The following is an 11,999-nucleotide window of genomic DNA, read 5'->3' as shown; positions in this document are numbered from 1 at the left end:
CGGACCAACGAGCCACCTACGACCTCGTCACCCCAACCGCAATTGCAGTACTAGGGCAGTGGTTCGCCGCGGGCGGCGAGCCAGAGGGAGTACCACTCCTCGTGGTCCAGCTCCGGCGGCCGGCCGACCGCCTGTCGGCAGGACCGGATCCGCGCCGGGTCGGAGGTGCCGATCACCGGTGCGATGCCGGCCGGGTGCCGCTGGAGCCACCACAGCAGTACCGTCTCCGGGGTCACCTGCTTGCGTTCGGCCAGGGCCGCCAACAGCTCCGCGGTCGCCCGCTCCTGCGCGGTCTCCTGCCGCCCGGTGAACCGGCCCTGGGCCAGCGCCCCCCACGCCTGTAGCTGGATGCCGTGGTCGCGGCAGTGTTCCAGGGTTCCGAAGGGGAAGCCGTTGGCGGCCGCCGCGGGGGTGTTCAGCAGGACCCCGGCCTCGACCCAGGCGCGCTGGTGCAGGCTCATCTCCAGCTGGTTGACGACGAGCGGCAGCTCCAAACGCGCCTGCAGCGCGGCGATCTGTGCCGCCCCCATGTTGGAGACGCCGAACCGGCGCACCATGCCCTGGGCGTGCAGGGAGGCCAGGGCCCCGGCGATGTCGTCGGGATCGGCGAGCGGGTCCGGCCGGTGCAGCAGCAGGACGTCGATCACGTCGGTGCGCAGCCGGGTCAGGCTCTCCTCGACCCGGCGCAGCACCGTCTTGCCGCGCAGGTCGTAGCTGCCGGGGCGGTCGCCGTCCGGCAGGCGGATGCCGCACTTGGTCTGGATCGTGATCCGGGCGCGCAGCCCGGCGTCACGGGCCAGGAGCTCACCGAAAACCGCCTCGGACTTGCCGTGGCGGTAGATGTCGGCGTGGTCGAAGGTGGTGATCCCGATCTCCAGGGCCGCGGTGACCGCCGCCTCCGCAGCCGTGATCTCCGCGGGGCCGTAGGGCTCGGGCCCCCAGGTGCCGCCCAGTCCCATGCATCCGTACAGCGGCAGGTTCGTACTCGCCGTCGCGTTCCTCGTCACCCCCCGACCCTACGGCTTTCCGCACCCGTGCCGGACCGCCGTCGTCCGCAGAGTCCTCAGAAGCTGTGGCAGCCGGGTGCGAAGCCGTCAAGCCACGACTTTCAGGGGCGTGACCCGGAGCGCGCCCCGGGGCGTACTGGAAGTACCCCGTCCGACCCCCTCAGCAGAGGAGAACGCCATGACTCACCCCTTTCGAACGAGACGTCTCGTCATGTTTGCCGCCTCGACCGCGATAGCCGCCGGCGGTGTGCTGGTGCCGGGTACCGCGTTCGCCGCCGCCCCCGCGGCTCCGCACGCGGTCACCGTGGGCAGCGATGACATCAGCGACGGCAACAAGTCCACGCTGCTGTTCCTCGGCAAGCCCGACAACACCATCAGGACCGCGCCCTACGAGGACCTGCACAAGGGCGGCACGGGTAAGAAGGGCGACGGCGGGTGGGGCAAGAACCGCCCCGGCAAGGGTGGTTCCGCCGAGGACACCGGTGTGAAGGTGCCCGAGAAGATGGAGTGGCAGTGCGTCCGCGCTCCCTGCGGCCCTCCCGACGGCGGCCACACCGAGGAGGCGCCCGACGATGCCGCAGGCACCGGCGTCCCGACCCGGTCCTGAGCCCGCCCGGCTCCCGGTACCGCACGCCCCGGTACCGGCAGCGACCGCGGCGTCGTCCCTCGGCGGACGGCGCCGCAGTCGCAGCCGGCCGACCTGACTGATCGGTCGGCCGGCGGTGGGGTGGCGGCGGGGTTCCTGCCAGCATGGCGATCATGACTGAGAGTGCATCCGTACGTCCGGTTCGCAGGATCTTCGACGGCCGGAAGGATTCCGACAGCCCGGCGTTGGTGCGCGAGGAGGGAGGGGCACCCAGCGGCGACGCGCTGGTGGACGGCGCCTACGACGCCCTCGGTGTGACCTGGGACTTCTTCCGGACGGTGTACGGGCGCAACGCCATCGACGGCCGCGGCGGCCCGATGGACGCGATGCTCCGCGGCGGAGTGCCGGGCGCGGCCTGGCAGGGCTCGCGCATCCTGCTCGGTGACGGCGCCGCGCCCCTGGACACGGTTGCCGCGCAGTACACCATCGGTGTCGTTCAGGCCACCGCCGAGCTGGAGTCCTACGGTCAGCCCGGGGCCCTCGCCGTCTCGCTCGGGAACGTCTTCGGCCTCCTGGCCAAGCAGTACAGCCTGGAGCAGACCGTCGAGGACTCCGACTGGCTGTTCGGGCAGGGCCTGCTGCCCTCCGGCGAGGCCACCGGCTCCCTGGAGGACCCCGCGCGGTTCGAGCAGGTGGCCCACATGACGGAATACGACGAGACCGTCGACGAGGACGGCGGCGTCCACGTGAACGCCGGGATCGGGAACCGCGCGTTCTACCTGGTCGCGGCCGAGCTGGGCGGCAACGCCTGGGAGCGGGCCGGACGCATCTGGTACAGGGGCCTGATGGGCTACGCCTCCCGGACCACGAACTTCTCCGCGTTCCGCTACGCGACCCTCGGCGCCGCCCGTGAGCTGGAGATGCCGGCCGACGTGGTGGCCAGGGCGTGGAGCGCGGTCGGCGTGGACCGCTGACCGCTGACCGCTGACCGCCGGCCGCCGGTCTCCGGTCGTGCCGGTCCCGCCGCCCGGCCGGAGGGGTCAGCCCGACGCCGCGGAGGTCGTGCGCAGCACGCCTACCTTGTCGATGCGGTGCTCGGGGTTGCCCTGGGCGTCGCTCCAGAAGTTGCCCGCGGCGTGGTCTTCCGGCGTGGCGCACGTCGAGATCGTGATCATGGCCTGGGTGGGGGTCCGGCCCGGGGCCCCGGGCACTGCCGCGCGCTGTTCGTCGAGCGAGCGCGGCGACCGGAAGGACGTCGAGCGGGTCGCGACGATCTCGTACGTGTACACGACGTCACCCGCGGTCACGAGGACCGTGTCGCCCTCCTTCACCGACGGAAGATCGTGCAGCGGCCCGCCGGCCGACAGGCGGTGCGCCGTGACCAGGAAGTTCCCGAGCTGGCCGGGACCGACCCCGCCCCGCTTCCCGTACGGGCTGGCCGCGACCCCGCGGTCCTGGATGCGGGTCCCCGCCGGGTCGTCCGTCGTGCCCTCGTACGGCTCCACGCGCAGGCCGGCGATGCCCACGGACGGGATCGACAGCCGGGACGGGCGGGTCCGTACGGCAGCCGTGGCGGAAGCGGAGGGCTGCGACTGCGTCTGCGGCTGCGTTGCCGGGCCGGCAGCGCGTGCGGCCGTGGCGGTGGGTGACGCGGGGGCCGCGACGGTGGCGGCCGCTGCCGTCGCGGCGGGCTTCGCCGTGCGCGCAACGGCTTCGGGCGCACAGGCCGCCAGCAGGACGGTGGCGGCGCCGGCCACCAGGGCGGGTACGGCGCGGGGCAGGAAGGGCAGGGGCATGGGCGTGTGCGTTTCCTGTCGGTTTGCCGGGTCGTACGGCATATGGGTGACCCGTTCGCTGTGCCAGGGTGACACACACGGCGCGGGTCCATAAGGGGTGCGGGCTGTGACCTCCCCGGGAGGACCGGCACCGGGATCAGAACGCGTTGCGGCGGCGGAGGCGGATCGGGCGGCCGTCCGGGTCGACGAGGAGGTGGTGCAGGGGAGTCGCCAGGACGCGCGCCGTGGCGGCCAGGTCCGGCGGCCGGTAGCCGCGGAGCCGGCCGGGCGGGCGGGGCCCGAGGCGGCCGTCGGCGTACCAGGCGTCCAGGTCGGCCGCGGCCGCGGCGAAGGAGTGGAACGCGGCGACCGGGTCGCACAGGGCGGCGTCGGCAGCGGCGTCCGTGGCGCCGTCGGCGGTGTGCGGTCCGCCCGGTGCATCGGGCGCGGGACCGAGGTCGAGGTGTTCGCGGGAGAGTTCCAGCCGGAGACGGCGGGCGAAGCCGCGCGCGCCGTCGCCGAGGCCGCCCGGGTCGCCGGGCGGGCGCGGGTCCGGGGTGTCGTCCAGGACGACGCAGCTGAGCTCGGAGTCGTGGGTCCACGAGCGGAGGTTGATGTTGTCGGAGCCGACGGAGGCCCACACGTCGTCGATGACGCACACCTTGGCGTGCACGTAGACCGGCGTGCCGGCGTGGTTCTCCAGTCCGTACACGGCGACCCGGTTGCCGCCCGCCCGGCGCAGCCGGTCCAGGGCGGTGATCCGCCCGATCAGGTTCATGGGGAGGGTCAGCCGGCCGTCCTGTTCGGGGAGCGCGGGGATGACGGCGATCAGCCGCAGCCCGGGGTTGACGCGCAGCGCGTGCGCGAAGCAGGCCACGACCCGTGGCGACCACAGGTACTGGTCCTCCAGGTAGATCAGGGAGCGGGCCCGGCGCAGGGCCTTGAGGTAGCCGCGGGCGATGCTGCGCTCACCGTCGGGGGCGAACGGGTAGCCGCGCAGCAGCCGGTTCGGGTAGGTGCGCAGCACCTGGACGGTGTGGGTCCCGCAGGGCTCGGGGTCGGGGCCCTGCGGCGGAAGGGGGTCCGCGTCGGTGTCCTCGTGTTGCAGGAGCTCCCTGAGGCGGGTCACCGGGCTGCGGGTGAGGGGCGCGGGGTCCTGCCAGCGTTCGCGGAAGACGGCCTCGACGTCACCGACCACCGGCCCGCGCAGCGCGAGCTGTACGTCGTGCCAGGGCGGGTGCGCCCCGTACGCCTCGGCCATCGGCACGGCCTGCGGATCCCCGAGGTGGGTGCGGTCGTCGTTGCGGTTGTGGCACAGGTCGATGCCGCCGACGTAGGCGACGTCGAGCCCGGGGCGGTCGGGGTGGCGCAGGACGACCATCTTCTGGTGGTGTGATCCTCCGGGGCGCACCCGCATGTCGAGCAGGCATTCCCCGCCGGCCTCCTCGATCTCCTCCCCGAGGTACCGGTTCTCGGTTTCGCTGAACTGCAGGCTGTCGAGGTGGGAGCGCCAGATCAGGCCCTTGACGATGACGCCGCGCTCAGCGGCGCGGGCCAGGACGGCGCCGATCTCGGTGCCGTCGCGCCCGGCGCCCTCGCGGCCGGGGTGGTGCCGGCCGAGGCGTTCGTCGCGGTCGCCGCGCCAGTCGGTGAACAGGAGCAGGTCCCCGGACCGCTGGGCGTCGATCCTCGCCAGCAGCTCCGCGAAGTACGCAGAGCCGTGCACCACGGGCCGCACGTCGTTCCCCTCCGACCAGGCCGCGCCCCCCGGCCGCCGGTGGTCGAGGCGCGTGAAGGGGTTGCCGCGTTCGGGCGGGGTGAGCAGCCAGTCGGTCCGGTTCATGGCACGGTCCTCCGTACCCCTTTTACCCGCGCGGGGGCGTTCCCTCCCCCGGATCGGGCTCCGGACACTCCCGGTGGCGGCTCGCCACGCAGAGTTCCCTCGGGGGTGTCCGGGCCCGGACCCCGTCTCAGACGAGGTCGAAGCGGTCCAGGTCCATCACCTTGCTCCACGCCGCGACGAAGTCGTCCACGAACTTCCGCGCGGCGTCGTCGCTCGCGTAGACCTCCGCCAGCGCGCGCAGCTCGGAGTTCGACCCGAAGACGAGGTCGGCACGGCTGCCGGTCCACTTGAGCTCGCCGGTGGTGGCGTCGCGGCCCTCGAAGGTGTGCGCGTCCGCGGAGGTCGCCCGCCACGTCGTGCCCAGGTCGAGCAGGTTGACGAAGAAGTCGTTGGTCAGGACGCCGGGCGTCGCCGTGAAGACGCCGAGCTGCGACTGCTGGTGGTTCGCGCCCAGGACGCGGAGGCCGCCGACGAGGACCGTCAGCTCGGGGGCGCTCAGCGTGAGCAGGTTCGCCTTGTCGAGCAGCAGGTACTCGGCGGGCAGCCGGTTGCCCTTGCCGAGGTAGTTGCGGAAGCCGTCCGCGGTCGGTTCGAGCGCGGCGAACGACTCGACGTCCGTCTGCTCCTGCGAGGCGTCCACGCGGCCCGGGGTGAAGGGCACCTCCACCTCGAAGCCCGCGTCCCGGGCCGCCGCCTCGACTCCCGCGTTGCCGGCGAGGACGATCAGGTCGGCGAGCGAGACCTGCTTGCCGTCGGACCGTCCGGCGTTGAAGGACTCCTGGATCCCGGTCAGGGTCCGCAGCGCCGCCGTCAGCCGGTCGGGCTCGTTGACCTCCCAGCCGCTCTGCGGCTGGAGCCGGATGCGCGCACCGTTGGCGCCGCCGCGCTTGTCGCTGCCGCGGAACGACGACGCCGCCGCCCAGGCGGTGGACACCAGCTCGGAGACGGACAGGCCGGAGTCGAGGATCCGGGCCTTGAGGTCCGCGACGTCCGCGGCGTCGACGGGCTCGGACGTCCGTGCGGGCAGCGGATCCTGCCACAGCAGCGTCTCGGACGGCACCTCGGGGCCGAGGTAGCGCACGACCGGGCCCATGTCACGGTGGGTGAGCTTGAACCAGGCACGGGCGAACGCGTCGGCGAACGCGGCGGGGTCCTCCAGGAAGCGCCGCGAGATGGGCTCGTAGACCGGGTCGAAGCGGAGCGAGAGGTCGGTCGTCAGCATCGTCGGGGCGTGGCTCTTCGACGCGTCGTGGGCGTCGGGGACGGTACCGGCCCCGGCTCCCTCCTTCGGCCGCCACTGGCGTGCGCCGGCCGGGCTCTCGAACAGCTCCCACTCGTAGCCGAAGAGGATCTCGAAGAAGCTGTTGTCCCAGGCGGTGGGGGTGTTGGTCCAGATGCCCTCGAGGCCGCTGGTGATCGTGTCGCCGCCCTTGCCGGTGCCGTAGGAGCTGCTCCAGCCGAGGCCCTGCTGCTCCAGCGGGGCGGCCTCGGGGTCGGCGCCGACGTGGTCCGCGGGGCCGGCGCCGTGGGTCTTGCCGAAGGTGTGGCCGCCGGCTATCAGGGCGACGGTCTCCTCGTCGTTCATCGCCATCCGGCGGAACGTTTCGCGGATGTCGCGGGCCGCGGCGATCGGGTCGGGGTTGCCGTTCGGGCCCTCCGGGTTGACGTAGATCAGGCCCATCTGGACCGCGCCGAGGGGGCTCTCCAGTTCCCGGTCGCCGGTGTAGCGCCGGTCGTCGAGCCAGGTGGTCTCGGGGCCCCAGTAGACGTCCTCGTCGGGCTCCCAGACGTCCGCGCGGCCGCCGCCGAAGCCGAAGGTCTCGAAGCCCATCGTCTCCAGGGCGACGTTGCCGGCGAGGACCATCAGGTCGGCCCAGGACAGGCTCTGGCCGTACTTCTTCTTGACCGGCCACAGGAGGCGGCGGGCCTTGTCGAGGTTGGCGTTGTCCGGCCAGCTGTTCAGCGGGGCGAAGCGCTGCTGGCCGGCGCCGGCGCCGCCGCGGCCGTCGCTGATCCGGTACGTACCGGCGCTGTGCCAGGCCATCCGGATGATGAACGGCCCGTAGTGGCCGAAGTCGGCCGGCCACCAGTCCTGCGAGGTGGTCAGCACCTCGGCGATCTCCCGCTTCACCGCCGGCAGGTCCAGGCCCTGGAACGCCGCGGCGTAGTCGAACCCCTCACCGAGGGGGTTGGCCACCGCCGGGTTCTTGGCGAGGATCTTCAGGTTGAGCCGCTCCGGCCACCACTGGCGGTTTCCGCCGCCCTGGGTCGGGTGCGGGGCCCGATCGTGCACGACGGGGCAGCCTCCGGCGCCTTCGGTCTTCGCGTCCACGACGATTGCTTCATCGTTCTCAGGCATGGGAATCCTCGGAATCCTTCCGGACTGGGGGTACCACGGTGCTCGGGAACTGCGCGGGTGGAGCGGGGGAGCGGGGGAGCTCCTTCTTCGGGACCGGGCCTCACACCGTCACGCGCTCTCCACTGCCGTCGTCCTGTCCCTTGGTTGTCGCCGGAACCGATCCTACGATGGACCAAGTCCAAGTCAATGCGGCAACCAAATCTGTACGGATTCATTGGTCGAACGAGGCGCATTTAGGCTGGTGGTGCATGAGCGACCTGGTGAAGCGGCTGCGCGGACGCGGCTGGCGCATGACGGCCCAACGCAGGGTCGTCGCGGAGGTACTCGACGGCGAACACGTCCACCTCACGGCGGACGAGGTGCTCGCCCGGGCCACCGCACGCCTGCCGGAGGTGTCCCGCGCGACCGTCTACAACACCCTCGGCGAGCTCGTCGCGCTCGGCGAGGTGGTCGAGGTGACCACGGACGGCCGCGCGAAACGCTACGACCCGAACGCGCGCCGCCCCCACCAGCACCTGGTGTGCTCCGGCTGCGGCGAGATCCGGGACGTCCACCCGGCCGGGAACCCGCTGGCGGACCTGCCCGCCTCCGAACGGTTCGGCTTCACCGTCGCGCGGGCCGACGTGATCTACCGGGGCCTGTGCCCCGCCTGCGCCGACGCCGCCGCGCCAGGGTAGCCGCGGACCGGCCGGTGGTACCCCGCCAGGGGGCAGGAACGGCGATACCCCCACGGCGCCCTACTCCGGTGGGCAGGATGGGGGCATGGACCGTGGGGATGCAGGGCCGGGCCGGTCGCGGCCGATGGTGGTGCGCGTACCGGTGGAGCCGGTGGAAGCCGCAGTGGAAGCCGACGCCGTCGACGCCGCGGCGCGCGCGGGCGACGTCGCCGTGCGCGGCCCGCTGTTCGGGGTGGCGGCACAGGGCCCCGGGGACGGGCCGCGGTGGCGGGTGGTGGTCGCGGTGGCGGAAGGCTGCCCGCAACAGGCGCGCGACGGACTGAACTCGAAGCTGTGGTTCCGGGCGAAGGACGAGGCCGGGGACCGGGCGGAGCGGCGCGACCTGCTGGCGGCGGTCGCCCGGCTGGAGAGCGAGCGGGTCGACGAACTCGTCGCGGCCGGGACCCGGTACCGCATCGTGCGCGCCGAGGAGTACGCGGGAGCAGGCCCGAACGGGATCGAGGAGCCGCGCCCGACGGATCCGGAGCCCCTGGTACCGGACTGGGCGCGCGACGCCAAGGAGCAGCGGATCGACGACGGCCTGGTCCTGGACCCGGACGCCCCGGTCACCCCCGCCCAGGCGCTGGAGCAGCTGGCCCTGCGCGCACTGCACTACGTCGGCGACCGGTTCCCCGCGGACGTGCGCGCCGATTCCCGGCAGGCGCTGGCCACGCACCCGGACGTCCTGCTCCTGCCGCCGACGTTCGCGGTGGTGGAGCAGTCCGGGAACGGCTGGAAGCCGGTCAGCGGCCCGCACCCGACGGCGCACGCGGCCCGCAGGTCACTGGAGTTCGGGCTGACGTGGGCGTGGCCGCGGATGCGCGGCCTGATCCCCGTCGGCACCGACCTGCACGCCGACGCCCGCACCCGGGCGGCGGCCGACGGCGCGCAGGGGGACCCGCACGCAGTGGAGTTGGCCGCCTACGCCGAGGCCGCCGACAGGCTCCGGGCAGGCCGCGTGAACCGCCTGGAGTTCCAGGGCACCGTGTACCGGATCGCCCGCACCCGCCGCCTGCTGCGCTGGGGGCCCGACGGGCCCGAAGGACCCCGCCCGTCCGACCTCAACACCCAGGACCCGGCGCGGATCCACCTGCCCCTCGACGAGGACGGCAACGTCCTCCCCGAGGACTGAGCGGGGCGGCGTCCGCCCGGCGGGCGTCCGGGGCGGTCGGAACGGGCCCGGCCGCCCCGGACACCGGGGCTCAGCCGAGGTCGAACCGGTCGAGGTTCATGACCTTGTCCCACGCGGCGACGAAGTCACGCACGAACTTCTCGCCCGCGTCCCGGGACGCGTAGACCTCCGCGATGGCCCGGAGCTGGGAGTGGGAGCCGAAGACGAGGTCGACGGCGCTCGCGGTCCACTTGGTCTGACCCGTGGCCCGGTCGTGGCCTTCGAACTCGTTCTCGACCGTCGCGGACGGCTTCCATTCCGTTCCCATGTCCAGCAGGTTGACGAAGAAGTCGGTGGTCAGCATCTCGGGGCGGTCGGTGAAGACGCCGCGCCGGGACTGCCCGACATTGGCGTTCAGCGCCCGCATGCCACCGACCAGCACGGTCATCTCGGGGGCCGTCAGCGTCAGCAGGGTGGCCCGGTCCAGGAGCAGGGTCTCCGGCGGCAGCTTCTCGCCCGCCCGCACGTAGTTGCGGAACCCGTCAGCGCGCGGCTCCAGCACGGCGAACGACTCCACGTCCGTCTGCTCCTGCGAGGCGTCGGTGCGCCCCGGCGCGAACGGGACCGTGATGGCGTGCCCGGCGTTCCGTGCCGCCTGCTCCACGGCCGCGCACCCGCCCAGGACGATCAGGTCGGCCAACGACACCTTCGTCCCACCGGACTGCGAGGCGTTGAAGTCCTGCCGGATCCGGTCCAGGGCCTGGAGCACTGCCGCCACTTCGGGCGTGTCGTTGGGCTCCCAGCCCTTCTGCGGCTGGAGCCGGATGCGCGCACCGTTGGCGCCGCCGCGCTTGTCGGTGCCGCGGAAGCTCGCCGCCGACGCCCAGGCGGTGGCCACCAGATGGGAGACGGGCAGGCCCGCGCCCAGGATCTGCTCCTTGAGGGCGGCGACGTCCTTGTCCGTGACCAGGTCGTGGTCGCGTTCGGGTACGGGGTCCTGCCACAGCTGGGGCTCGGGAACCCACGGGCCGAGGTAGCGCCGGGCGGGCCCCATGTCGCGGTGCAGCAGCTTGTACCACGCCTTGGCGAACGCGGTCGCCAGCTCGTCCGGGTGCTCGTGGAAACGCTGTGCGATGGGACGGTAGACCGGATCCAGCTTCAGCGCGAGGTCCGTCGTCAGCATCATCGGGGCGTGCCGCTTCGACGGGTCGTGCGCGTCGGGCACGGTGCCCTGCGCCTCGGCGTCCTTCGGCTTCCACTGGTTCGCCCCGGCGGGGCTCTTCGTCAGCTCCCAGTCGTACCGGAACAGGTTGTCCAGATAGCCGTTGTCCCACTTCGTCGGCTCGGTGGTCCACGCCCCCTCCAGCCCGCTGGTGAGCGTGTCGGAGCCCTTGCCGGCGCCGTAGGTGTTGCGCCAGCCGAGGCCCTGCTGCTCCACGGGGGCGCCCTCGGGTTCCGGGCCGACGTACCGGGAGTCGACCGCGCCGTGGCACTTGCCGAAGGTGTGGCCGCCGACGATGAGCGCGACCGTCTCCTCGTCGTTCATGGCCATGCGTCCGAACGTCTCGCGGACGTCCCGGGCGGCCGCCAGCGGATCCGGGTTGCCGTTGGGGCCCTCCGGATTCACGTAGATCAGGCCCATCTGAACGGCGCCGAACGGAACCGCGAGTTCCCTGTCGCCGCTGTAGCGCTCGTCTCCGAGCCAGGTGTCCTCGGGACCCCAGAAGATTTCCTCGGGTTCCCAGATGTCCTCCCTGCCGAAGCCGAAGCCGAACGTCTTGAACCCCATGGACTCGAGCGCGCAGTTGCCGGCGAAGATCAGCAGGTCCGCCCAGGAGATCTGCCGGCCGTACTTCTGCTTGACCGGCCACAGCAGCCGGCGCGCCTTGTCGAGGCTCGCGTTGTCCGGCCAGCTGTTGAGGGGGGCGAAGCGCTGGGCGCCGGCACCGCCGCCGCCCCGGCCGTCGGCGATGCGGTACGTGCCCGCGGCGTGCCAGCTCATCCGGATGAAGAGCGGCCCGTAATGGCCGTAGTCGGCCGGCCACCAGTCCTGTGACGTCGTCATCACCTCGAACACGTCCCGCTTCAGCGCGTCGACGTCGAGGTTCTTGAACTCCTCCGCGTAGTCGAAGTCTTCGCCCATCGGATTGGCGAGGGGCGAGTCGTGGTGCAGGACCTGGAGGTCCAGCTGGTTCGGCCACCAGTCCTTGTTGGTCATGGGCCGGGTCTGCGCGGGGGCCGGGGAGGGGATTGCCGGGTTCTCGCTCTCGCTGCCGGGCACGTCCATCCTTCTTCCTGTTTGGTTATTTTGTCCGTATGGTCGCGCACGGCAGACCGCAGAGCGGTGAGAACACGCCTGGAACGACGCCTCTGTGAGGGGGACCCTTTGCCCGGGGGGCAGGGGATCTTGAGCGGGTGCCCGGGGTTCACGTCCGGGGGGCGGGCGCCGTGAGGGGGGTGAAAGCTGCTACAGGTTTTCTAGTCATTCATAATCACCTCTAGCCGTCCGTCTCGAATACCTTGGCCTTGTGAAGCTTTCGGACTGGGCGCGGCAGCAGGGCGTGAGCTACCAGACCGCCTGGCGTTGGGTGAAGGACGGGAA

9 protein-coding genes are annotated in these 11,999 nt (G+C 72.5%); 4 read left to right on the top strand and 5 right to left on the bottom strand.

Annotated features, from left to right (window positions below):
* Nucleotides 1-50: 50 nt before the first annotated feature.
* On the bottom strand, nucleotides 51-1,007 hold the full coding sequence (locus ACFVGY_RS00045; protein WP_385668394.1) for an aldo/keto reductase family oxidoreductase: 957 nt from the start codon (nucleotides 1,005-1,007) through the stop codon (nucleotides 51-53).
* Nucleotides 1,008-1,218: 211 nt separating this feature from the next.
* Between ACFVGY_RS00045 and ACFVGY_RS00040 the strand changes: the two genes are divergently transcribed.
* Together ACFVGY_RS00040 and ACFVGY_RS00035 are read left to right on the top strand one after the other, a co-directional pair.
* Nucleotides 1,219-1,614: a hypothetical protein gene (locus ACFVGY_RS00040; protein ID WP_385668391.1), complete on the top strand. Its 396-nt coding sequence runs from the start codon at nucleotides 1,219-1,221 to the stop codon at nucleotides 1,612-1,614.
* Nucleotides 1,615-1,766: 152 nt separating this feature from the next.
* On the top strand, nucleotides 1,767-2,567 hold the full coding sequence (locus ACFVGY_RS00035) for a M4 family metallopeptidase (protein ID WP_385668388.1): 801 nt from the start codon (nucleotides 1,767-1,769) through the stop codon (nucleotides 2,565-2,567).
* A gap of 66 nt (nucleotides 2,568-2,633) precedes the next feature.
* On the opposite strand, the gene ACFVGY_RS00030 is transcribed toward ACFVGY_RS00035, so the two are convergent.
* From ACFVGY_RS00030 to katG (ACFVGY_RS00020), 3 genes are all read right to left on the bottom strand, one after another.
* Nucleotides 2,634-3,389, bottom strand: coding sequence for a class E sortase (locus tag ACFVGY_RS00030; RefSeq protein WP_385668385.1), 756 nt, complete (start codon nucleotides 3,387-3,389; stop codon nucleotides 2,634-2,636).
* 136 nt (nucleotides 3,390-3,525) lie between these two features.
* Nucleotides 3,526-5,211, bottom strand: a complete 1,686-nt coding sequence (locus ACFVGY_RS00025; protein WP_385668382.1) for a phospholipase D family protein — start codon at nucleotides 5,209-5,211, stop codon at nucleotides 3,526-3,528.
* Nucleotides 5,212-5,338: 127 nt separating this feature from the next.
* Nucleotides 5,339-7,570 carry a catalase/peroxidase HPI gene (katG, locus tag ACFVGY_RS00020; RefSeq protein WP_385668379.1) on the bottom strand — a complete coding sequence of 744 codons (2,232 nt, stop codon included), beginning with the start codon at nucleotides 7,568-7,570 and terminating at the stop codon, nucleotides 5,339-5,341.
* Nucleotides 7,571-7,818: 248 nt separating this feature from the next.
* Here katG (ACFVGY_RS00020) and ACFVGY_RS00015 point away from each other — a divergent pair, with 248 nt between their 5' ends.
* The gene (locus ACFVGY_RS00015; protein WP_385668376.1) at nucleotides 7,819-8,247 is read left to right on the top strand and encodes a Fur family transcriptional regulator; all 429 of its coding nucleotides are present in this window, start codon (nucleotides 7,819-7,821) and stop codon (nucleotides 8,245-8,247) included.
* Nucleotides 8,248-8,332: 85 nt separating this feature from the next.
* A complete protein-coding gene (locus ACFVGY_RS00010) occupies nucleotides 8,333-9,418 on the top strand; it encodes a DUF5954 family protein (RefSeq protein ID WP_385668374.1) in 1,086 nt (361 codons plus the stop codon).
* Nucleotides 9,419-9,488: 70 nt separating this feature from the next.
* Here the strand turns inward: ACFVGY_RS00010 and katG (ACFVGY_RS00005) are convergent, their stop codons facing one another.
* Nucleotides 9,489-11,684 (bottom strand): catalase/peroxidase HPI, encoded by a 2,196-nt coding sequence (katG, locus tag ACFVGY_RS00005; protein ID WP_385668371.1) that lies wholly within the window; start codon nucleotides 11,682-11,684, stop codon nucleotides 9,489-9,491.
* Between the last annotated feature and the right edge of the window lie 315 nt (nucleotides 11,685-11,999).

It is taken from the genome of Streptomyces sp. NPDC127106, from assembly GCF_042677605.1.
Classification (GTDB): Bacteria; Actinomycetota; Actinomycetes; order Streptomycetales; family Streptomycetaceae; genus Streptomyces.
This window is presented reverse-complemented; position numbering and strand designations above follow the sequence as displayed.